Source organism: Paracoccus sp. P2 (genome assembly GCF_046335115.1).
Taxonomy (GTDB): Bacteria; Pseudomonadota; Alphaproteobacteria; order Rhodobacterales; family Rhodobacteraceae; genus Paracoccus; species Paracoccus pantotrophus.
In genome coordinates, this window is record NZ_JBGOSN010000013.1 from 85,425 (window position 1) to 106,568 (window position 21,144).

Here is a 21,144-nt window from a genome sequence, read left to right on the forward strand (position 1 = left end):
TCCCGGACCGGCGCGCGGCGGCCGAAACCCGCTGCCGCGACGCCGGTTCAGTCCTGTTCGCACATCTGCCGCAACGCCAGTTCGATCTCGTGCCGGATCATCTGTTGCAGGTTACGGCTGAGCCGGTTGCCGATCTCGCCCTGAAGCTCCTGCCGGATCGCCTCGCGGATCATGCCACGCAGATGGGTGCCCTTTTGCGCATCCTTGTCCTGGGGCGCGAAAAGATGCGGCTCGCCGGTGTCGCGGGCCATGGCTTCAGCGGCCTGTGCCTGGGCAGCCGGGTTGATCGGGGTCACGGAAGCATTGGCATGCAGCATGGTTTCCAGCATGGTTTCCTCCATTTGCAGAATGGTGCTTGTCGGCGCCTCGGGCGAAGGGCCAAGGGGTTGGTGGGGGGCGGGTGTGGTCCCCGCATCGGCTTGCGCGGGTTCGGTCGCATCTGACCGCACCGGCGCGGCCTCGACCGCCGCAGATTCCTCGGCCGGCGGCATGCGCAGCCAATCGCCGAAGACCTGCGGCTCCGATGCCGAAGGGGCGCCAGCTTGCGGAGCTTTCATAGGCTGGCCCGCGACCAGGGTGCTGCTATCCAGCACCAAGGGGGTGATTCGCGCAGGGAATGCCGGACGGCCCGCCGGCAGCGGCGCGGTCTGCGCCGGCGACGCCTCGCCCTCGGCCGGCAGCGCGTTCAGCGCCGGGTCCGGGATACGGCAGCCCGCCTCATCCTGGGCGATGAGCCGGCGGATCGAGGCCAGAACGTCGCCGACATTGTCCGAGCCGGGGCCCGGCGCCAGTGGCCGCATAACCTCATGCTGCATGATGTGCCCCCGGATCGAGGGCGGCGGCGTCAGTCCCTGCCGAGCGCGCGCAAGACGCGGTCGAGGCTTTCGCCCTGCCTGCTGGTATAGGGTGCGTCCTGCACCGCATTGTAATAGGCCGATGGGTCATAGGTCGGTATCCCCAGTTTCAGGTTTTCCACCGTCAACAGACCCATAGCAGCCAGAAGTTGATAATGTGCTAATTGCAGATTGGCCTCGGCCGAGATTTTGTTGGCCCGCGCCTCGAGCAGCAATTGCTCGGCATCCAGCACGTCCAGCGTCGTGCGCGCGCCCAGCGTCGCCTCTTCGCGCACGCCTTCGTAGGCCTGCTGCGCGGCGACGATCTGCTCGTCGATGGCACTGATCTGCGCCCTTGCCACGTCGATGCCTGCCCAGGACCGGCCGACCGCCTCATCGACCTGGCGCGACACCTGAAGCAGCCCGGCCCGCGCCTGGTCGCGCTGCGCCATGGCCTTGCGATGCGCCGAGGGCAGTCGGCCGCCGGAATAGATCGTCTGCGACAGGCTGAGCGAAGCGCCCAGCGTGTTGCGGGTCGATTCCTGCCCCTGGATCGACAATTCCTTCGACCGGCCGATGCTGGCCTGGCCGGTCAGCGTCGGATTGCGCGCGGCGGCAGCGGCAGCGACGCCCAGTTCGGCAGCGGCGGCCAGGCGCTGCGCCTGCAGGATCGCCGGATGGCTGCGCTGGCCGATCTGCCGCGCCGCCTCGAGCGAGGCGGGCAGCGCCGGCGTGGGCGGCGGCGGCGCCAACTGGCCCGGCGCCCGGCCGGTCGCGGCGCGATAGGCCTCGCGCGCGACCTCCAGATTGCCGCGTGCGGCCGCCAGGCTGGCACGCGCCGCGGCCAGGGCGGCATCGGCCTGCGACACGTCGGTCTGGGTGATCTCGCCCACCTCGAAACGATCCGAGGCGGCCTGCTGCTCCTGACCGATCACCCGCACGGAATTGGCTTGCAGATCAACCTGTTCGGTCGCGCTGCGCACGTCCAGATAGGCCTGGACCGCGCCCAGCAGCACGTCCTGTTCCACGCCGACCAGCGCGGCGCGGGTGGCCAGCACGGTCTCCTTGGCCGCGTCGATGGCGATAGCGTTGCGGCCCCAGTCGTAAAGCGTGATCTGGGCCTGCAGCCCGATGCCGGTCGAGCGGCCGATGGCCAGGCCGTTGATCTTCTGGAAACTGTGTTCGGCGATCCATTGCACGACCGGGCGCAGCTGGGCCAGGGCGGTGGCCGCGTCCTCGTCCGCGGCGCGCAGCACGGCGCGGTTCTGCTCCAGCAGCGCCGAGTGGCGATAGGCTGCGACCATGGCATCGGCCAGCGATTCGGCCCCGGCCGGGGCGGTCGTCGCGCCCGCAAGCAGGGCTGCGATCAGCGGAGGCCGCAGAGTTCTCAGCGTTTTGCGAAACATGCCATGGCCTTTCCTGTCGGAATCACAAGACAAAACCCCGCGGACGCGCAAAGCCCGGCAGCAGCGGGGCGACGGCATTGAAGGCAAAGCGCCAGTTCAACCGCCCGTCCAGCTTGTGGCCGATGCGGACGGTGCCCAGATTGCCCTCGCGGAACATGGCGACGATGCGGCCGCCCTCGCGCAGCTGTTCGGCCAGCGCCTGGGGCACCTGCTCGACCGCACCCTCGATCAGGATGGCGTCATAGGGGGCCTGGCCGGCGCAGCCCTCGGAAAGCGCGCCCTGGACCACGGCGACGTTGAACACGTCCTGCGCCGCCAGCCGGCTTTCCGCCTCGGCAGCCATCGCGGCGTCCTCTTCCAGCGCGACGACGGCCTCGGCGATGCGGGCCATGACGGCGGCGGAATAGCCGTAGCCGCAACCGACATCCAGCACCAGGTCGCCGTTTTGCAGGTTCAGCACATCCATCATCTTGCCCAGCGTCCGCGGCTCCAGCAGGACGCGGCCGGGGGCAAGGTCGATATTGTTGCCGGCATAGGCCACGTCCCGGCGCGATTCGGGGACGAACTGCTCGCGCGGGACGTTCAGCATCGCCTCGATGACGGGATAGCTGGTCACTTCGTTCGGACGCACCTGAGTGTCGACCATCATGGTGCGGCGCTGCGCGAAATCGGTCATGTATGCGAACCCTGCATTCGGTTGGCTTTACGCTCTCTTGCCATGAAAATCCGGTGCGGGCAACGGCGCCCGCATTCTTGCCGCGACTGCATTACCGTGGCAGGGTCGCGGGCATGAGCGAATATCTGTTCCCCCCGCCCCCGCCCGCCGCGCTGCCGGTTTCCGGCCAAGACGCGCGATTCCCGGCAAACCGCATTTTCTGCGTCGGGCGCAACTATGCCGCCCATGCCGCCGAGATGGGGGCCGAGGTCGACCGCGAGGCGCCGTTCTATTTCCTGAAATCCGCCCATGCGGTGCGGCAAAGTGGCGCGACCCTGCCCTATCCGCCCGGCACGCGCGACCTGCATCACGAAATCGAGCTGGTGGTGGCGATCGGCGCCCCCGCCTTCCGCATCGCGCCGGCGCGGGCGATGGCCGCGGTCTGGGGCTATGGCACGGGCCTCGACATGACGCGGCGGGACTTGCAAGCGCGGGCCAAGGACAAGCGCCATCCCTGGGATCTGGGCAAGAATTTCGAGGGGGCGGCCGTGTTCTCGGCGCTCACCCCGGCGCGGGACTTCACCCCGGCGAGGCAACGCATCCGGCTGGAGGTGAACGGCGCCCTGCGGCAGGATGCGCCGATTTCGGACATGGTCTGGTCCATCCCGGAACTGATCGCGGACCTGTCGCATTATTACCACCTCGCGCCGGGCGACCTGATCATGACCGGCACGCCCGCCGGGGTCGGCGCGGTTGCGGAAGGCGACCGGCTGGCCGGCGAGGTCGAGGGGCTGGAACCGGTCGAACTGACCATCGGTCCGGCGCAATAGCTCAGCCGGGCTCCTTCCATTCCAGCACCAGCTGGGTCTGGATCACCACGGCAGCAAGCTTGCCGTCGCCACGCAGGATATCGGTCTGCCAGATCATCGTGGTCCGGCCCAGGTGCAGCGGCCGGGGCCGGGCCTCGGCCACGTCGCCCAGGCGAATCGGGCGCAGGAAGTTCGTCTTGCTTTCCAGCGTCGTGGTGGCCGCGCCCTGGGGCAGGCGCAGATGAGTGGCGGTGCCGGCGGCATGATCGGCCAGGCTCATGATCGCGCCGCCATGCAGCACGCCGTTGCGATTGGTCAGGCTGCGCGTCACCGGCATGCGCAGCACCACCTCGTCGAGCGTGGCGGCGACCACCTGCATCTCCAGCGATTCGGAATAGGGCGAATGCGCCTCGATGGCGGCAGGATTCTGGTCGTCGGTCATCGCGGTCCCCGTTTTGCCCGCATCTTCCGCGGCCGGGGCGCCAGCGTCAATCGTCCGCCGGATCAGCAGGCCGGCGCCGGTTCGGGATGGCCGGCAAGATCAAGGCCCCGGGCGGTGGGCGGCTGCCAGGTCCGGCTGGCGTGATCCGCACCCGAAGGGTTGGTGCCGATCATCGACCCGCCGGTGCCGCCCGTCCAGCCGGTCGAGCCCGAGTTCTCGGGCGCCGTGCCGTCGGCCAAGGCGGTCTCGGGCGTCGCGGGTTCGGCCTGGGCTGCTGCGGGTGGGCATTCGCCCGCCGCGGCCTGGGCGGACTGCTGCGGCTGCTCCTCGGCGGCCGGTGCGGTCTGTGCCGAAAGCGGCGCGGCCAGGCAGGCCAGCGCCAGGCTCAGGGCCAGGGAACGGAACGGGGAAATCTGGGGCATGGGCTGCATCCTCCTGCGTCCCAACGTCCGCTGCAGCGCCGGGTTCCGCGCCGCCCGCCGCTTCTTCGTTCCCCAAATACCCAGGAATCCCGGCGCTATTCGACCAGGATGCCCGCGCCCCCCCGCTCGGCATGGCCGACGACGGCCGCCAGCGGGAAACCCGCGCCGCGGATGAAATCCAGCACCTCGCCGGCGGCCTCGGGCGCGCAGGCGACCAGGAGCCCGCCCGAGGTCTGCGGATCGGTCAGCAGCGCCCGCTGCCAGGGCGCCAGCCCCTCGGGCAGTTCGACCTCGGCGCCATAGGCGGCCCAGTTCCGGGTCGAGGCACCGGTGACGAATCCCGCCTCGGCCAGTTCCGCCGCCCGCGACAGCAGCGGCAGGTCGGCCAGCCGCAGCCGCAGCCGCAGCCCGGCGCCCCGCGCGATCTCCAGCCCGTGGCCCAGGATGCCGAAGCCGGTCACGTCGGTAATCGCATGCACATCGGCCCGCTTGGCCAGCTCGGCGCCGACCTTGTTCAGCGTGGTGGCCGAGCCGATCATCTCGGCGATCCCGGCCGCGTCCAGCGCGCCCTTCTTGATGGCGGCGGAATAGATGCCGACGCCCAGCCCCTTGGTCAGGATCAGCGCATCGCCCGGCCGCGCATCGGCATTGCGGCGCAGTTCGGACGGATGGCAGAGACCGATCACCGCCAGCCCGTAGATCGGCTCGGGCGCGTCGATGGAATGGCCGCCCGCCACCGGAATGCCGGCCTCATGGCAGATCTCGCGCCCGCCCTCCAGGATCTCGCGGATCTGTTCGGGGGCCAGCTTGTCGATCGGCATGCCCAGGATGGCCAGCGCCATGATCGGCCGGCCGCCCATGGCATAGATGTCGGAAATCGCATTGGTCGCGGCGATGCGGCCGAAGGCGCGCGGATCGTCCACCATCGGCATGAAGAAATCCGTGGTGGCGATGACGCAGGTGTTGTCGTCGACCTGCCAGACCGCGGCATCGTCCGAGGTCTCGGTCCCGACCAGCAATTGCGGGAACGCCTGCGCCAGGGGCTGGTCGGCCAGCAATTCGCGCAGGACCGAGGGCGCCAGCTTGCAGCCGCAGCCGCCGCCATGCGCCAGCGAGGTCAGTCGGGGAAGGTCGTTCATGTCCGGGCTCTCCTGTCGGTCAGCCGGCGCACGGTAACGTAGAAGGCCGGGACCATGAAGATGCCAAGGAAGGTCGCCGCCATCATCCCGCCCATCACCCCGATGCCGATCGAGTTCTGCGCCGCCGCCCCCGCCCCGGTGGCGATGGCCAGCGGCAGCACCCCCAGGATAAAGGCCAGCGAGGTCATCAGGATCGGCCGCAGCCGCAGCCGCGCCGCCTCGACCGCCGCCGCGACGGTGGCGCGGCCGGATTGCTCCAGGTCGCGGGCGAATTCGACGATCAGGATGGCGTTCTTGGCCGCCAGGCCGATGGTGGTCAGGATGCCGACCTTGAAATAGACGTCATTGGCCTGGCCGAAGGTCAGCGCCGCCACCACTGCGCCCAGGACGCCGACCGGCACCGCCAGCATGACCGAGAACGGAACCGACCAGCTTTCGTAAAGCGCCGCCAGCGACAGGAACACCACCAGCGCCGACAGCGCGAAAAGCCAGGGCGCCTGGTTGCCCGATTGCCGCTCCTGATAGGAAAGCCCGGTCCAGGCCGTGCCATAGCCGCCGGGAAGCTGCGCCACCAGTTCCTCCATGGCCGCCATCGCCTCGCCCGAGCTGGCGCTGTCGCTCTGCTGGCCGGTGATCTCGATGGCGTCGATACTGTCCATGCGCGACAGGCTCGGCTCGACCGGCTCCCAGCGGGTGGTCATGAAGGCGGTAAAGGGCACCATCTCGCCATTGGCGTTGCGGGCATACCAGCTGTCCACGTCCTCGGGCTGCATGCGGTTGGCCGCCGCCCCCTGGACGATCACCGGCCGCAATTGCGCGCCCAGCGAGAAATCGTTCACCTCGGTCCCGGCGAAGATGGTCGAGAGCATGGCATTCACCCCTGACAGGCTGACGCCCAGGCTTTCCGCCTTTTGCTGGTCGATGTCGATCTTCAGCGCCGCCTCGGATTCGGTGCCGCTGCTTTCGACGCTTTGCAGGCGCGGATCCTCGGCCGCCGCCCGCTCCAGCGCCTCGGCGGCCTGGGTCAGCGCCTCGGTCCCACCGCCGGACTGGTCCAGCAGGAACATGCTGAAGCCGGCCGCATTGCCCAGCCGCGGAATCGCCGGCGGCTGCAGGAAGGTGATGCGTCCCGCCCGATGGTTCTGGAAGCGTGCATTGGCACGCGAGGCGACGGCGCTGGCCGAAAGCGCCGGATCCTTGCGCTGGTCGAAGTCGCGCAGCTTGACAAAGACCATGGCCCGGCTTTGCGAGGTGCCCGAAAAGCCGAAGCCCATGGCGACAAAGACCGAATCCACCGCCTCCCTTTCCTCGGTCAGCATGTATTGCTCGATCTCCTGCACCACGGCGGCGGTCTGCTGCGCGGTCGAGCCCTCGGTCAGGGTGATGCGCGATTGCAGCACGCCCTGGTCCTCGCCGGGGATGAAGGTGGTTTGCATGCGGCCGAACAGGTCGGTGGCGCCATAGCTGATCGCGGCCAGCAGCAGCATGACCAGGAACGGCCGGCGCAGGCTGCGGCGCACGGTGGCGGAATAGCCGCGCGTCACCCGCTCGAAGCCCGCATTGAACCAGCGGGCGGGGGCAAAGCGCGCCGGGCCGTGGCTTTGGCGCAGCAGGCTCGCGCACATCGCCGGGGTCAGGATCAGCGCCACCAGCAGGGACAGCACCATGGCGGTGATGATCGTGACCGAGAACTGGCGATAGATCACCCCGGTCGAGCCGGGCATGAAGCCCATGGGCAGGAACACCGCCGACAGGACCAGCGCGATGCCGACCAGCGCGCCGCTGATCTGGCCCATGCTCTTTTCCGTGGCCTCGACCGGGCCCAGCCCGTCCTCCTCCATCACCCGCTCGACGTTCTCGACCACGACGATGGCGTCGTCCACCAAAAGGCCGATGGCCAGCACCATGGCGAACATGGTCAGCGTATTGACCGAATATCCCAGCGCCGCCAGCATGCCGAAGGTGCCCAGCAGCACGACCGGAATGGCGATGATCGGGATCAGCGTCGCGCGCCAGTTCTGCAAGAACAGCAGGATCACCAGGAAGACCAGCCCGATGGCCTCGATCAGCGTGTGATAGACCTTCTCGATCGACAGTTCGACGAAGGGCGCGGTGTCATAGGCGATATGCACCTCGACCCCCTCGGGCAGGGCGTTCTTCAGCCCCTCCAGCGTGGCGCGCACCGCGCTGGCCGTCTCGACCGCGTTGGCGCCGGTGGCCAGGTTCACCGCGAAGCCCGAGGCGTTCATGCCGTTATAGCGCGAATCGCGGCCATAGCGGGTCTGGCCGATCTCGACCTCGGCCACGTCGCCCAGCCGCACGGTGGCGCCGTCCTCGCCGGTCTTCAGCAGGATGTTGCGGAAATCCTCGACCGAGGTCAGCTGGCTTTGCGCGGTGATGTTGGCGGTGAACTGCTGGCCCGCCACCACCGGCTGCTCGCCCAGCGCGCCGACCGAGACGGTGCTGTTCTGCTGCGCCACGGCGGTGGTCAGGTCGGTGGGGGTCAGCTGGAACTGCGCCAGCCGCAGCGGGTCCATCCAGATCCGCATGGCATAGCCCGAGCCAAAGACATTGACCCCGCCCACGCCCTCGGTGCGCTTGACCGGGCCCTCGACCACCTGCTCCAGCAGGTTGCCCAGCTCGATGGTGGAATGCTGCCCGGTGGTCGAGACCAGCGAGCCGACCATCAGGATCGACGAGGACGAGCGCGTGACCGACACGCCGTCGTTCTGCACCGGCGTCGGCAGCCGGCTTTCGACCGAGCGGACCTTGGACTGCACCTCGTTCAGCGCATCGACCGGGTCCACGCTGTCGTCGAAGACCATCTCGATCACGCTGCGCCCGGTCGAGGCCGTCGAGATGGTATAGAGCAGCCCGTCCAGCCCGGTCAGCGCATCCTCGATCGGCGTGGTGACCGAGTTCTGCACCGCCCGCGCCGTCGCCCCGGAATAGCTGGCGGTGATGCGGATCGTGGTCGGCGCGATGTCGGGATATTGCGAGACCGGCAGGCCGATCAGCGACCAGGTGCCGATCAGCATGGTCACGATGGCCAGCACCCAGGCAAAGACCGGGCGGTGAATGAAGAATTGCGCCATGTCCTAGCCTTCCCCGCGCTCATCGACCTCGCGCACGACGCCCTGGGCGTCGATGGTGACGGGGACGGTGGCGATTTCGGCGCCGGCGCGCAGGTTTTCCAGCCCGTCCACGATCAGCTGCTCGCCCGGATTGATGCCCTGGGTGACGATCCAGCTGTTGCGATAGCTGCCCTGTTCGCTCAGCGTGACCTGCTGCGCCTTGCCGTCGCGGGCGACAAAGGCGGTCAGCGTGCCGTCCGAGGCGCGACTGGTCGCGCGCTGCGGCACCAGCACGGCGCGGGTGGTGCCCAGCGTCAGCTGCACGCGCAGGAACTGGCCGGGCAGGATCATCCGGTCGGGATTGTCGAATTGCAGCCGGATCGGCACCGTGCCGGTGGTGGGCGAGACCGCGATGCCGGGGCTGACGATCCGCCCCTCGCCCTGGTATTCCTCGCCGGTCTCCAGGATCAGCTGCGTCGTTACCCCGCCGTTGACGACCAGCTGGCCGGCACTGATGCGCGCCCGGTTGCGCAGCATGCGGGCGCTGGATTCCGAGACATCGACATAGATCGGGTCGAGCTGGGTGATGGTGGTCAGCGATTCGGACTGGCTTGCCGTCACCAGATCCCCGACCGAGACCGCCGCCACATCCGCCACCCCGTCCAGCGGGCTCCTGATCTCGGTGCGCTGCAAGGCCAGCCGCGCCGCGTCCCGCGCGGCTTCGGCCGATTTCAGGTCGGCCTCGGCCTGTTTCAGCGCCACCTCGGCATTGGCCCGCTCCACGGCCGAGACGCCCGACCCCTCCAGCCGGCGATAGCGGGTGACGGTATTCTGCGCCTGGGTCAGGCTGGCCTCGGCCCCGGCCACCGCGGCCTCGGCAGCGGCCAGCGCCGCGGCCAGGGTCTCGGGGTCCAGCCGGAACAGCACGTCGCCGGCCTTGACCGGCCTGCCGGGATCATAGGCGATCTCCAGGACTTCCCCGCCGACCTGCGGCCGGATGCCGGTCTGCTGATAGGCGATGGCGCGGCCGGGCAGGGTGACAGTATAGGGCACGTCCTCCTCGGCAGTGGCCATCACCCCGACCTGGGTCGGACCTTGCGGTCCGCGCGCCCCCGGTCCCTGCTGCGCGAAAGCCGGGCCCGCCAGCAGGATCGCCAGCGCCGCCCATCTCATCATCCCCTGCCCAGAGGCCATCTGCCGTTCCTTGCGGTTTGGTGGTTGGCGCATTGTTTAGACGCCGAACCCCAATGGCAAGTAAACGGCCGGCTCATTCCCGATCACGGATTCGCCAGCAGGGTGGATTTCTCCGTTCTCCAAATACCCATGCGACCGGGCGGCCGGGCGCAGCGGATCAGAAATCGACGCAGATGCCCTTCTTTTCGTAATCGCCATAGCGCACCGGCTCGGGCCCGTCGCGCCCGCCCAGTTCGACCGGCAGCTCCAGCGGCTTTTGCTTGCGGCGGCGCTCCTCGGCCTCGGCCAGCGCGCGCTGGGCGGCGGGCGGCAGATCCTTGCGGTCGGTCATGGCGGTTTCCCCTGCTTCACGCTAGACCGGACCAATCTAGGCAAGGGGCAGGCTTTGGACAAGGCACAGGGCAAGACGGTCAGGGACGGGACCAGGGACGGGGCGCGCAAGGGCGCGCTGCGCCTGCTCGGCGCGGTGGACGAGGGCGCGACGCTGGACGAGGCGGCGGCGCTGACCGAGCGCCTGTCGCCGCCCGACCGCGCCCGCGCCCGCCGCCTGGCGCTGGAGGTGCTGCGCCGGGCGGACCGCGCCGACCTGCTGCTGGCGCCGCTGCTGGCCCGCCGGCCGCGGCCCGAGATCATGCGCATCCTGCGGCTGGCCACCGTCGAGATGCTGGCCCTGGGCGAGGCGCCGCATGGCGCGGTCAACGCCGCCGTGGCTCTGGCCCGCGCCTCGGGGCCAAAGGGACAGGCGGCGGCCGGCATGGTGAACGCGGTGCTGCGCAAGATCGCCGGCGCCGCCGAGGCCTGGGCGCGGCTCTCGCCGCAAAAGATGCCGCCCTGGCTGCGCGCCCCCATCGTCGCCGCCTGGGGCGAGGATATCGCCCGCGCCATCGAGGCCGCGCATGAGGCCGGCGCAGCCCTGGACCTGACGCCCAGGGACGCGGATTGTCCCGGAGAGGCGCTGCCGACCGGCTCGCACCGGCTGCCCGCCGCCGCGCAGGTCTCGGCCCTGCCCGGCTATGCCGAGGGGAACTGGTGGGTGCAGGACGCGGCCGCCGCGCTGGCGGTGCGGGTGCTCGATCCGCAGCCGGCCGAGGCGATCGCCGATCTTTGCGCCGCGCCCGGCGGCAAGACGCTGCAACTCGCCGCCGCCGGGGCCGAGGTCACGGCGCTGGACATCTCCGAGCCGCGCCTGGCCCGCGTGGCCGAGAACCTGGCCCGCTGCCGGCTTTCCGCCCGGCTGGTCGCGGCGGATGCGCTGGACTGGCACCCCGACCAGCCGCTGGACGCGGTGCTGCTGGATGCGCCCTGCTCGGCTACCGGCACCATCCGCCGCCATCCCGAGCTGCCGCGCATCCGCGACGGTGCCGGCCTTGCCGAACTGACCGGATTGCAGGCGCGGCTGATCGACCATGCACTCACGCTGCTCAAGCCCGGCGGGCGGCTGGTCTATGCCACCTGCTCGCTCCTGCCGGCCGAGGGCGAGGACCAGCTGGCCGCCGCCCTGGCCCGCCATCCCGGCCTGGCGGTCGAGCCGCCCCGCGCCACCGGCATCGAGCCGGGCTGGATCACGCCCGGAGGCGGCTTGCGGCTGCGCCCGGACCTGTGGCCGGAACGCGGCGGCATGGACGGGTTCTTCATCGCGCGCTTGCGGAAATCCGCCGAGCGGACCTAAGGTTGCGCCGTCCTAGTGAATGTTGCCCATGACCGATAGCACCGTCGCGCCCCGGGGATTCCTGCGCCGCCCCGAACCCAAGGCCATCGGCCATCCCGGCCGCGGCGAACAGATCGCCGCGGGTACCTTGCACCTGGGCGGCATCACGCTCTCGGGCGATTTCTTCGCCGCCGACCTGCCCGCCAGCGTCGCGGCCGAACTGGCCGGCTTCGGCTGGCTCGACGATCTTGCCGCCGTGGGCACGCCCCGTGCCCGCGCCATCGCCCAGGACCATGTGCTGCGCTGGCTGCGCCGGCATCGTCAGCCGCAGCCCGAGACGCCGGAATGGGCGCCCCAGGTCGCCGGGCGGCGGGTGCTGCGCTGGATCTTCCATGCCGGGATGATCCTGCCGGGCCTGGACCGCGACGGGGCCGAGCCCTATTTCCGCGCCCTCGACCAGCACCTGCTTCACCTGCGCGACAGATGGTTCGACAGCACCGACGGGCTGTGCCGGATCGAGGCGCTGGCGGGGCTCGCCATCGGCGCCATGTCGCTGCGCGACCGCCAGGCCCTGGCGCAGCCGGCGCTGATCGCCCTGGCCGAAGAGGCCGACGCCATGGGCGTCGCCACCCTGTCCGAGGCGCGCGCGCCCGAATCGCTGCTGGAGGCGATGGCGCTGCTGGTCTGGGCGCAGGAGGTCGCCGAAGAGGTGGGGCTGGACTGCCCGCCCGAGCTGCGCGCCATCATCGCCGAGATCGCGCCGATCCTGCGGGCGCTGCGCCATGCCGACGGCGCGCTGCCCAGCTTCCATGGCGGCGGGCGCGGCGCGGCCGGGCGGCTCGACCGCTGCCTGCGCGCGGCCGAAGGCCCCGCCCTGCCGGCCAGCGGGCTGGCCATGGGCTTTGCCCGCATGGCGCGGGCCCGCACCACGCTGATCCTGGATGCGGCGCCGCCGCCCGGCGGTCCGGCGGCGGTGCGCGCCCATGCCTCGACCCTGGCCTTCGAACTGACCGTGGCGCGCCAGCCCTTGATCGTGAATTGCGGCCCCGGCGACGGCTTCGGCCCGCTCTGGGCCAGGGCCAGCCGCGCCACGCCCTGCCATTCGGCGCTGTGCCTGGCCGGCCTGTCCTCGTCGCGGCTGAACCCGAACCGGCAGGAGGGCGAGCCCGACATCCTGACCGAGCGTCCCGACCTGGTCTGGGCCGGCGATTGCGACGCGCTGGGCAACCTGACCGCCCCGGATTGCGGCCCGGCGCATTCGCCGGAACCGGCGCATCTGCTGGCCGGCCATGACGGCTGGCTGGCCAGCCACGGGCTGACGCATCTGCGCGAGCTATGGCTCGACCCCGACGGCATGGGCCTCAAGGGCGAGGATTCGCTGGCGGCGCTGGATGCCAGCGCCCAGGCCCGGCTGGACCAGGTCCGTCCGGAGGAGGGGCTGGCCTTCGACATCCGCTTCCACCTGCACCCCGAGGTCCAGGCCCGCCAGCAGGGGCAGGACATCCACCTGACCCTGCCGGGTGGCGAGGAATGGCTGTTCACCCATGACGGCGTGGGGCAGCTGCGGCTGGAGGCGTCCTGCCTGCTCGACCGCGCCCTGGCCGAGCCGCGCCCCTCGCGGCAGATGGTGATTTCCGCGCATCTGCTGGGCCGGGCGATCCAGATCGGCTGGACCTTGGCGCGTTCCGGGGGTAGGTGACGGGCCAAATCCGCCATCCACCGCACGGGGCTACCGACCGATGACCGACCGCATTCCGCTGAAGCGCGCGCTGATTTCCGTTTCCGACAAGACCGGGCTGATCGATTTCGCGCGGGCGCTTTCGGCGCGGGGCGTCGAGATCCTGTCCACCGGCGGCACCGCCAAGGCGCTGCGCGAGGCGGGGCTGAGCGTGGTGGACGTGGCCGACGTGACCGGCTTTCCCGAGATGATGGACGGCCGGGTCAAGACGCTGCACCCGGTGGTCCATGGCGGTCTCTTGGCGCTGCGCGACAACGAGGAGCACATGGCCGCCGCCCGGTCGCACAGGATCGGCATGATCGACCTGCTGGTCGTCAACCTGTATCCGTTCGAGGCGACGGTGGCCAAGGGCGCCGCCCATGACGATTGCATCGAGAACATCGACATCGGCGGTCCGGCGATGATCCGCGCCGCCGCCAAGAACCACGCCTTCGTGACGGTGGTGGTCGATGTCGAGGATTACGCCGCCGTGCTGGCCGAGCTTGACGCCAATGACGACCGCACCAGCCTGGCCTTCCGCCAGCGGCAGGCGCAGATCGCCTATGCCCGGACGGCCGCCTATGACGCCGCGGTCTCGACCTGGATGGCCGGCGCCATCGGCGAGGAAACGCCGCGCCGGCGCAGCTTTTCGGGCCAGCTTGCGCAAAGCCTGCGCTATGGCGAGAACCCGCACCAGTCCGCCGCCTTCTACAAGGACGGCTCGGACCGGCCGGGCGTCGCCACCGCGCGGCAATGGCAGGGCAAGGAGCTTTCCTACAACAACATCAACGACACCGACGCCGCCTTTGAACTGGTGGCCGAGTTCGACCCGGCCCAGGGCCCGGCGGTGGCGATCATCAAGCACGCCAACCCCTGCGGCGTGGCCCGCGGCGACAGCGCCGTCGATGCCTATCGGCGCGCTTTCGACTGCGACCGCACCTCGGCCTTCGGCGGCATCATCGCGCTGAACACCACGCTGGACGCCGAGACCGCGCAAGCGATCACCGAGATCTTTACCGAGGTGGTCATCGCCCCCGACGCCAGTGACGAGGCGAAGGAAATCTTCGCCGCCAAGAAGAACCTGCGCCTGCTGACCACCGGCGGGCTGCCCGATCCGGCCGCGCCGGGGCTGGCCTTCCGCCAGGTCGCCGGCGGCTTCCTGGTGCAAGGCCGCGACAACGGCCGCATTCTGCCCGCCGACCTGAAGGTGGTGACCAAGCGCCAGCCGACCGATCAGGAACTGGCCGACCTGCTTTTCGCCTGGACCGTGGCCAAGCATGTGAAGTCGAACGCCATCGTCTATGCCCGCGACCTGGCGACCGTCGGCATCGGCGCCGGCCAGATGAGCCGCGTCGATTCGACCCGCATCGGCAAGCGCAAGTCCGAGGATATGGCCGAGGCGCTGGGCCTCGCGCAGGCGCTGACCATCGGTTCCTCGGTGGCCTCTGACGCCTTCTTCCCCTTCGCGGACGGGGTCGAGGCGCTGGCGGCGGCGGGCGCGCGGGCGGTGATCCAGCCCGGCGGCTCGATGCGCGACGCCGAGGTGATCGAGGCCGCGGACCGGCTGGGCCTGGCCATGGTCTTTACCGGCCAGCGGCATTTCCGCCACTGATGGCCGAGACCGCGACCCCCAAGCCGCGGAAAAGCCCGGCGGCCCGGAAGCGGCGCTCGAAAAAGCCGCCGCCGCCGCGCGTCGGGCGCAATGTGGCGCTGGTGGCGGGGCTGGTCTTCCTGCTGGATCAGGCACTGAAATACCTGGTCGTGCATGTGCTGCGGCTGGACCAGCTGCGCGAGATCGACGTGATCGACCCCTGGCTGAACCTGCGCATGGCCTGGAACCAAGGCATGAATTTCGGCCTGTTCGCCAGCGATGTCGAGGTGATGCGCTGGGTGCTGATCGCCATCGCCCTGGCCGTCTGCCTCTGGGTCGGGATCTGGGTCGGACGCGCCAAGCCCTCGCGCTTTGCCCAACTTTCGGCCGGGCTGCTGATCGGCGGCGCGCTGGGCAATGTCGTGGACCGGCTGACCTATGGCGCGGTCGCGGATTTCCTGAACATGTCGCTGCCGGGCTGGCGCAACCCCTATAGCTTCAACGTGGCCGATATCGCGATCTTCCTGGGTGCGCTGGGACTGGTGCTGCTGCCGCCGGAAAAGAAGCCCGAGCCCAGGAAACGCCGCGCCCCGGCCAAGCCGCGGGCGCCGAAACCCCGCCCCGCGAACGGCGAACCGACGCTGCCCGGCGAGGATGCGCAGGCGGAACTGGCGCTGGACGACAAGACCCGTGACGAGCCCGGCAATACGCGCTAAGAACGGGCCGGAAGAACAAGAGGGACGGAAGATGCGGGCGATCGCGCTGACCATGACCACGCTGCTGCTGGCCGCTTGCAGCAGCGATCCGCGTCTGATGAACACCAGCGCCGGCCGCTCCAGCCCTGACGAGTTCTCGATCCTGCCGACCAGGCCCTTGCAGATGCCGGCCGACCTGAACGTGCTGCCGACACCGACGCCGGGGGGCGGCAACATCACCGATCCGACGCCCCATGCCGATGCCGTAGCGGCGCTGGGCGGCAATCCCGGCCAGCTTTCCGCCCAGGGCGTCGGCGCCGCGGACGCGGCGCTGATCGCCCATGCCTCGCGGCTGGGCCGCGACCCGGCGATCCGCCAGACCACCGCGCAAGAGGATCTGGCCTGGCGCAGCCGCCATTCCCGCCGCGCGCTCGAGGTGCTGGCGCGGACCAATGTCTATTACCGCGCCTATGACTCGATGACGCTGGACAGCTGGACGGAGCTGGAGCGGTGGCGGCCGACCGGCGTGCAACTGCCCGCCGCGCCCCCGCGCGGCATGAGCCGGGGCGGCGAGATGGTCCGGCCCAGCGTCCGCGACCGCGTGCCGATCCTGCGCGAGGACTGATCGCCCCCGATCACGCCGAGATGAGGGGCGGCAGGCTTGCGCGCACCCGCGCACAAGGGCAGGTTCATGGCGCGACCCGGAACCGGAGCCTGCCCATGACCATCCTGACCCGACTTGCACCGCTTGCGCTCATGCTGGCCGCATCGCCCGCGCTGGCGGAAATGCCCGAGGGAATCAGCCATTTCACCCTGGATAACGGCCTTGAAGCCGTGGTGATCGAGGATCATCGCGCCCCGGTCGTCGTGCAGATGCTGTGGTATCGCATCGGCTCGGCCGACGAGCAGCCGGGCAAGTCCGGCATCGCGCATTACCTGGAGCACCTGATGTTCAAGGGCACCGACAAGCTGGGACCGGGCGAGCTTTCCAGGACCGTGACCGCCAATGGCGGCATGGACAACGCCTTTACCAGCTATGACTTCACCACCTATTTCCAGCGCATCGCCAGCGACCGGCTGCCGCTGATCATGGAGATGGAAGCCGACCGCATGGCCAATCTGAAGATCGGCGAGGACGACTGGCAGGCCGAGCGGCAGGTGGTGCTGGAGGAACGCTCGCAGCGCACCGACAGCGACCCCGGCGCGCAATTCGCCGAGGAACGCAGCGCCGTGCAGTTCTACAATCACCCTTACGGCCGCCCGGTAATCGGCTGGCGGCAGGAGATGGAGGGGCTGACGCGCGAGGACGCCATCGCCTGGTATGACGCGCATTACGCCCCGAACGCCGCCGTTCTGGTCATCGCCGGCGACGTGACGGCCGAGCAGGTCCGGGAGCTGGCGGAAGAATATTACGGCCTTATCCCGCCCAAGCCCGATGCCGCTCGCAAGCCGCGCCCGCAGGAACCGATCCAGCGCTCGCCCCGGCGGATCGAGCGGGTGGATGCCCGCGTCGCCCAGCCGGTGATGATCCGCAGCGTGATCGCACCCGAACGCAACCGGGGCGAACAGCAGCAGGCCGCGGCGCTGACCGTGCTGGCCAACCTGCTGGCGGGTTCCAGCCAGACCTCGGTCCTGGCCCGCGACCTGGTTCTGACCGGCAAGGCGCTTTACGTGAATGCCTCCTATGACGGGTTCGCGGTCGATCCGACCACCTTCGCGATCTCGATGGTGCCGGCGCCGGGCGTGTCGAATGCCGAGGCCGAGGCGGCGCTGGACGCGGCGCTGGCGAAGTTCCTGGCCGATGGCCCCGATCCCGCGCAGCTGGAGCGGGTCAAGACCCGGATCCGCGCCGGCCGCGTCTATGCCCAGGATTCGGCGCATGGCCGGGCCTATGACTATGGCCAGGGCCTGGCCACCGGCCTGACCGTCGAGGACGTGAACGACTGGCCCGACATCCTGGCCGCCGTCACCCCCGAGGACATCCGGGCCGCCGCGAAACTGGTGCTGGAAAGCCGGGCCAGCGTCACCGGCTGGCTGCTGCCGCCGCCGGAGGCGCCGGTCGAGGCCCGCGCCGATTCCGCGCCCGAACCCGTCTCTGCCGATACCGACAATCCGGGAGAAGCCGAATGATCCGCGCCCTTGCCGCCCTTGCCTTCGTCGCGCTGGCCGCGCTGCCGGCCAGCCTTCAGCAGGCCCGCGCCATCGAGATCCAGCAGATCACCTCGCCCGGCGGCATCACGGCCTGGCTGGTCGAGGATCACTCGATCCCCTTCACCGCGCTGTCCTTGATGTTCCGGGGCGGCGCCAGCCTGGACGCGCCGGGCAAGCGCGGCCAGATCAGCCTGATGACCGCGCTGCTGGAAGAAGGCTCGGGCCAGATGGACTCGGTGCAATATGCCGAGGCGGTCGAGGGGCTGGGCGCACAGAACCGTTTCGATGTCGGTGACGACGCGCTGACCGTCAATGCCCGCATGCTGACCGAGAACCGCGATGAGGCGGCCGAATTGCTGCGCCAGGCACTGGCCGAGCCGCGCTTCGACCCCGATGCCGTCGAACGGGTGCGGGCGCAGCTGCAGGCGGTGATCCGCGCCGAGGCGACCGACCCGAACGCCATCGCCAGCAAGGAGCTGGCGCGGCAGGCCTGGGGTGAGCATCCCTATGCCAGCTCGATCAACGGCACCGCCGAATCGGTGGCGGCGCTGAGCCGCGACGACCTGATCGCGGCCAAGGACCGCGTTCTGGCCCGCGACCGCGTGGTGGTGGCGGCCGCTGGCGATATCAGTGCCGAGGAACTGGGCCGGCTGATCGACAAGGTGCTGGGCGGGCTGCCCGAGCAGGGCTCGGCCCCGCTGCCGGACAAGGCCCGGCTGCAACTGACCGGCGGGGTGACGGTGATCGACTGGGACAGCCCGCAGACGGTGGTCAGCTTTGCCCAGCCCGGCCTGCCCATGTCCGACCCGGATTACTTCGCCGCCTATGTCGCCGATCACATCCTGGGCGGCGGCGGCTTTTCCTCGCGGCTGATGGACGAGATCCGCGAAAAGCGCGGGCTGACCTATGGCGTGCGCACCGGCCTTGCGAACGGCGTCTATGGCGAGACCTGGCAGGGCGGCATGGCCAGCGCCAACGACAAGGTGGCCGAGGCGGTCGGCCTGATCCGCCAGGAATGGGACCGGTTCGCCCAGGGCGGCGTGACGGAAAAGGAACTGGCCGATGCCAAGACCTATCTGACCGGCGAATATGCGCTGCGCTTCGACGGCAACGGCAAGATCGCCGGCATTCTGGCCGGGATGCAGCTGATCGGCCTGCCGGCGGATTACGTCAACACCCGCAACGGCAAGATCGAGGCGGTGACGGCCGCGGACGTGCAGCGCGTCGCCAAGCGCCTGCTGCATGCCGGCCAGATCCGCTTCGTTCTGGTCGGCCGGCCCGAGGGTATCGACGCCACCAATTGACGAATCCTTTCCCGGCGCAGCGGGAAATGCTAGATCTGGGGGCATGAACAATCACGACCCCCAGATGCGCCCCGTGATCCGGCAGCTGGACGAGGCCGCCGCCAACCGCATCGCGGCGGGCGAGGTGGTCGAGCGCCCGGCCTCGGCGGTCAAGGAACTGGTCGAGAATGCGCTGGATGCCGGGGCCGCGCGGGTGGACATCGCCATCGCCAAGGGCGGCAAGGCGCTGATCCGCGTCAGCGACGACGGCTGCGGCATGACGGCCGAGGATCTGCCGCTGGCCCTGGCCCGGCACGCGACCAGCAAGATCGACGGCAGCGACCTGCTGGACATCCGCAGCTTCGGCTTTCGCGGCGAGGCGCTGCCCAGCCTGGGCGCGGTGGGCCGGCTGTCGATCACCAGCCGCGCCGCCGGCCATGACGGCGCGCAGATCGCCGTCACGGGCGGGCGCATCGGCCCGGTCAAGCCCGCCGCCGGCAATCGCGGCACCGTGGTCGAGCTGCGCGACCTGTTCTTTGCCACCCCGGCGCGGCTGAAATTCCTGCGCTCGGACCGGGCCGAGACCCAGGCCGTGGCCGAGGTCGTCCGCCGCCTGGCCATGGCCGAACCCTATGTCGGCTTCACCCTGACCGACGAGGACGAGGGCCGGTTGCTGTTCCGCGCCGATGCCGAGCAGGGCGAGCTGTTCGGCGCCCTGCAGACCCGGCTCGCGCGCGTCATGGGTCGCGAGTTCATCGACAACACCCTGCCCATCGACGCGACGCGCGACGGCATCACCCTGACCGGCTTTGCCGCGCTGCCGACCTATTCGCGCGGCGCGGCGGTGGCGCAGCATCTTTACGTCAACGGCCGGCCGGTGCGCGACAAGCTGCTGACCGGGGCGCTGCGGGCGGGCTATATGGACGTGCTGGCCTCGGGGCGGCATCCGGCAGCGGTGCTGTTTCTGGCCTGCGACCCGCACCAGGTCGACGTGAACGTGCATCCTGCCAAGGCCGAGGTCCGGTTCCGCGAACCCGGCATTGCCCGCGGGCTGGTGGTTTCTGCCTTGCGTCACGCGCTGGCGGGGGCGGGGCATCGCAGCTCGTCCACCGTGGCCGCGGCGGCGCTGGGAGTGGCGCGGGCGGAACCCGTTTCCGAGCCGCCGCGCCGCTATCAGGCGCATTACGGCCCCGCCCGCCCCTCGGCCCCGGCCATCGCCGCCAGCCTGGCCTTTCAGGCGCCGGGTTTCGCCGAGGCGCCGACCGCAAGGGTCGAGCCGGAGCCCGAAGCGTCGGTCGAGGCGCCGCTCGGCGCCGCCCGCGCGCAATTGCACGAGAACTGGATCATCGCCCAGACCGCCGATGGCATCGTCATCGTCGACCAGCATGCCGCGCATGAGCGGCTGGTCTATGAGCGGCTGAAGGCGCAGCTTGATGCCAGCGGCATCGCCAGCCAGGCCCTGCTGATCCCCGAGATCGTCGAGCTGTCCGAATCCGACGCCCAAAGCATCCTGGCCATCGCCGAGGATCTTGCCGCGCTGGGGCTGGTGATCGAGCCCTTCGGCGGCGGCGCCGTGGCGGTGCGCGAGGTGCCGGCGCTGATCCAGCGCCTGGACGCCCGGCGGCTGATCCGCGACATCCTGGACGACCTGGCCGATCAGGGCGCATCGGACCGGCTGCGGGCGCGGGTCGATGCGGTGCTGTCCTCGATGGCCTGCCACGGCTCGGTGCGCTCGGGCCGGCGCATGTCGGCGGAGGAGATGAACGCACTTCTGCGCGAGATGGAGCGGGTGCCGAAATCCGGCCAATGCAACCACGGCCGCCCGACCTGGATCGAGTTGAAGCTGGCGGATATCGAGCGGCTTTTCGGGCGATGATCGCCTCGCACCGGCATCGCTATGTCCTTGTCCATATTTCGAAAACCGGCGGCACCGCGCTGGGGTTGGAGATGCGTGTCGGGCAAGGATGACATCATCCCATCCGACACGCCCAAGGGCCGCAACCGCCGCCGCGTCAAGAACCTGGCCACGCGCGTGCGGTTGTCAGAGCCTTCGACGATGGCCGATATTCAAGGCCCGGTCGATCC

18 protein-coding genes are annotated in these 21,144 nt (G+C 70.1%); 9 read left to right on the forward strand and 9 right to left on the reverse strand.

Annotated elements, in window-relative coordinates; all coding sequences use genetic code 11:
- Positions 1-47: 47 nt before the first annotated feature.
- Genes ACDP63_RS10620 through ACDP63_RS10630 form a run of 3 tightly spaced genes read right to left on the reverse strand, consistent with a single transcriptional unit; the run spans position 48 to position 2,915 of the window.
- Complete coding sequence (locus tag ACDP63_RS10620; RefSeq protein WP_143091225.1) at positions 48-815, reverse strand: hypothetical protein; 768 nt, start codon at positions 813-815, stop codon at positions 48-50.
- Positions 816-844: 29 nt separating this feature from the next.
- On the reverse strand, positions 845-2,239 hold the full coding sequence (locus ACDP63_RS10625) for a TolC family outer membrane protein (RefSeq protein ID WP_024844025.1): 1,395 nt from the start codon (positions 2,237-2,239) through the stop codon (positions 845-847).
- A gap of 22 nt (positions 2,240-2,261) precedes the next feature.
- Positions 2,262-2,915: a protein-L-isoaspartate O-methyltransferase family protein gene (locus tag ACDP63_RS10630; RefSeq protein ID WP_024844026.1), complete on the reverse strand. Its 654-nt coding sequence runs from the start codon at positions 2,913-2,915 to the stop codon at positions 2,262-2,264.
- A 113-nt stretch (positions 2,916-3,028) separates the two neighbouring features.
- On the opposite strand from ACDP63_RS10630, the gene ACDP63_RS10635 reads away from it, so the two are divergent.
- Positions 3,029-3,724, forward strand: a complete 696-nt coding sequence (locus tag ACDP63_RS10635; RefSeq protein ID WP_028709771.1) for a fumarylacetoacetate hydrolase family protein — start codon at positions 3,029-3,031, stop codon at positions 3,722-3,724.
- Between the two features lies 1 nt (position 3,725).
- On the opposite strand, the gene ACDP63_RS10640 is transcribed toward ACDP63_RS10635, so the two are convergent.
- The 6 genes from ACDP63_RS10640 to ACDP63_RS10665 form a co-directional block, all read right to left on the reverse strand.
- Positions 3,726-4,145: a PaaI family thioesterase gene (locus tag ACDP63_RS10640; RefSeq protein WP_024844028.1), complete on the reverse strand. Its 420-nt coding sequence runs from the start codon at positions 4,143-4,145 to the stop codon at positions 3,726-3,728.
- 62 nt (positions 4,146-4,207) lie between these two features.
- On the reverse strand, positions 4,208-4,567 hold the full coding sequence (locus ACDP63_RS10645) for a hypothetical protein (RefSeq protein ID WP_024844029.1): 360 nt from the start codon (positions 4,565-4,567) through the stop codon (positions 4,208-4,210).
- A 95-nt stretch (positions 4,568-4,662) separates the two neighbouring features.
- Positions 4,663-5,706: a selenide, water dikinase SelD gene (selD, locus tag ACDP63_RS10650; RefSeq protein WP_024844030.1), complete on the reverse strand. Its 1,044-nt coding sequence runs from the start codon at positions 5,704-5,706 to the stop codon at positions 4,663-4,665.
- A complete protein-coding gene (locus ACDP63_RS10655) occupies positions 5,703-8,801 on the reverse strand; it encodes an efflux RND transporter permease subunit (protein ID WP_024844031.1) in 3,099 nt (1,032 codons plus the stop codon). Before ACDP63_RS10655 ends, selD begins: the two co-directional genes overlap by 4 nt.
- 3 nt (positions 8,802-8,804) lie before the next feature.
- On the reverse strand, positions 8,805-9,974 hold the full coding sequence (locus ACDP63_RS10660) for an efflux RND transporter periplasmic adaptor subunit (RefSeq protein WP_024844032.1): 1,170 nt from the start codon (positions 9,972-9,974) through the stop codon (positions 8,805-8,807).
- Positions 9,975-10,131: 157 nt separating this feature from the next.
- Positions 10,132-10,305: a DUF1674 domain-containing protein gene (locus tag ACDP63_RS10665; protein ID WP_036747342.1), complete on the reverse strand. Its 174-nt coding sequence runs from the start codon at positions 10,303-10,305 to the stop codon at positions 10,132-10,134.
- Positions 10,306-10,359: 54 nt separating this feature from the next.
- Here ACDP63_RS10665 and ACDP63_RS10670 point away from each other — a divergent pair, with 54 nt between their 5' ends.
- The 8 genes from ACDP63_RS10670 to mutL all read left to right on the forward strand — a co-directional run bounded on the left by ACDP63_RS10670 (position 10,360) and on the right by mutL (position 20,935).
- Positions 10,360-11,643 (forward strand): RsmB/NOP family class I SAM-dependent RNA methyltransferase, encoded by a 1,284-nt coding sequence (locus ACDP63_RS10670; RefSeq protein ID WP_024844033.1) that lies wholly within the window; start codon positions 10,360-10,362, stop codon positions 11,641-11,643.
- Between the two features lie 28 nt (positions 11,644-11,671).
- On the forward strand, positions 11,672-13,321 hold the full coding sequence (locus ACDP63_RS10675; RefSeq protein ID WP_036764540.1) for a heparinase II/III family protein: 1,650 nt from the start codon (positions 11,672-11,674) through the stop codon (positions 13,319-13,321).
- 40 nt (positions 13,322-13,361) lie between these two features.
- Positions 13,362-14,951, forward strand: a complete 1,590-nt coding sequence (gene purH, locus ACDP63_RS10680; RefSeq protein WP_024844035.1) for a bifunctional phosphoribosylaminoimidazolecarboxamide formyltransferase/IMP cyclohydrolase — start codon at positions 13,362-13,364, stop codon at positions 14,949-14,951.
- Complete coding sequence (gene lspA, locus ACDP63_RS10685; protein WP_024844036.1) at positions 14,951-15,646, forward strand: signal peptidase II; 696 nt, start codon at positions 14,951-14,953, stop codon at positions 15,644-15,646. The genes purH and lspA overlap by 1 nt, the downstream gene beginning before the upstream one ends.
- Positions 15,647-15,677: 31 nt before the next feature.
- Positions 15,678-16,250 (forward strand): DUF3035 domain-containing protein, encoded by a 573-nt coding sequence (locus ACDP63_RS10690; protein ID WP_024844037.1) that lies wholly within the window; start codon positions 15,678-15,680, stop codon positions 16,248-16,250.
- Positions 16,251-16,345: 95 nt separating this feature from the next.
- Positions 16,346-17,755, forward strand: a complete 1,410-nt coding sequence (locus ACDP63_RS10695) for a M16 family metallopeptidase (protein ID WP_024844038.1) — start codon at positions 16,346-16,348, stop codon at positions 17,753-17,755.
- The gene (locus ACDP63_RS10700) at positions 17,752-19,080 is read left to right on the forward strand and encodes a M16 family metallopeptidase (RefSeq protein WP_024844039.1); all 1,329 of its coding nucleotides are present in this window, start codon (positions 17,752-17,754) and stop codon (positions 19,078-19,080) included. The genes ACDP63_RS10695 and ACDP63_RS10700 overlap by 4 nt, the downstream gene beginning before the upstream one ends.
- A gap of 43 nt (positions 19,081-19,123) precedes the next feature.
- The gene (gene mutL, locus ACDP63_RS10705) at positions 19,124-20,935 is read left to right on the forward strand and encodes a DNA mismatch repair endonuclease MutL (protein ID WP_024844040.1); all 1,812 of its coding nucleotides are present in this window, start codon (positions 19,124-19,126) and stop codon (positions 20,933-20,935) included.
- Positions 20,936-21,144: the final 209 nt, after the last annotated feature.

Bases quoted from the DNA above. Each gene is read 5' to 3' on its own strand.
- ACDP63_RS10620 (WP_143091225.1), bottom strand. From the start codon at position 815: ATGCAGCATGAGGTTATGCGGCCACTGGCGCCGGGCCCCGGCTCGGAC.
- ACDP63_RS10625 (WP_024844025.1), bottom strand. From the start codon at position 2,239: ATGTTTCGCAAAACGCTGAGAACTCTGCGGCCTCCGCTGATCGCAGCC.
- ACDP63_RS10630 (WP_024844026.1), bottom strand. From the start codon at position 2,915: ATGACCGATTTCGCGCAGCGCCGCACCATGATGGTCGACACTCAGGTG.
- ACDP63_RS10635 (WP_028709771.1), top strand. From the start codon at position 3,029: ATGAGCGAATATCTGTTCCCCCCGCCCCCGCCCGCCGCGCTGCCGGTT.
- ACDP63_RS10640 (WP_024844028.1), bottom strand. From the start codon at position 4,145: ATGACCGACGACCAGAATCCTGCCGCCATCGAGGCGCATTCGCCCTAT.
- ACDP63_RS10645 (WP_024844029.1), bottom strand. From the start codon at position 4,567: ATGCCCCAGATTTCCCCGTTCCGTTCCCTGGCCCTGAGCCTGGCGCTG.
- selD (WP_024844030.1), bottom strand. From the start codon at position 5,706: ATGAACGACCTTCCCCGACTGACCTCGCTGGCGCATGGCGGCGGCTGC.
- ACDP63_RS10655 (WP_024844031.1), bottom strand. From the start codon at position 8,801: ATGGCGCAATTCTTCATTCACCGCCCGGTCTTTGCCTGGGTGCTGGCC.
- ACDP63_RS10660 (WP_024844032.1), bottom strand. From the start codon at position 9,974: ATGGCCTCTGGGCAGGGGATGATGAGATGGGCGGCGCTGGCGATCCTG.
- ACDP63_RS10665 (WP_036747342.1), bottom strand. From the start codon at position 10,305: ATGACCGACCGCAAGGATCTGCCGCCCGCCGCCCAGCGCGCGCTGGCC.
- ACDP63_RS10675 (WP_036764540.1), top strand. From the start codon at position 11,672: ATGACCGATAGCACCGTCGCGCCCCGGGGATTCCTGCGCCGCCCCGAA.
- purH (WP_024844035.1), top strand. From the start codon at position 13,362: ATGACCGACCGCATTCCGCTGAAGCGCGCGCTGATTTCCGTTTCCGAC.
- lspA (WP_024844036.1), top strand. From the start codon at position 14,951: ATGGCCGAGACCGCGACCCCCAAGCCGCGGAAAAGCCCGGCGGCCCGG.
- ACDP63_RS10690 (WP_024844037.1), top strand. From the start codon at position 15,678: ATGCGGGCGATCGCGCTGACCATGACCACGCTGCTGCTGGCCGCTTGC.
- ACDP63_RS10695 (WP_024844038.1), top strand. From the start codon at position 16,346: ATGACCATCCTGACCCGACTTGCACCGCTTGCGCTCATGCTGGCCGCA.
- ACDP63_RS10700 (WP_024844039.1), top strand. From the start codon at position 17,752: ATGATCCGCGCCCTTGCCGCCCTTGCCTTCGTCGCGCTGGCCGCGCTG.
- mutL (WP_024844040.1), top strand. From the start codon at position 19,124: ATGAACAATCACGACCCCCAGATGCGCCCCGTGATCCGGCAGCTGGAC.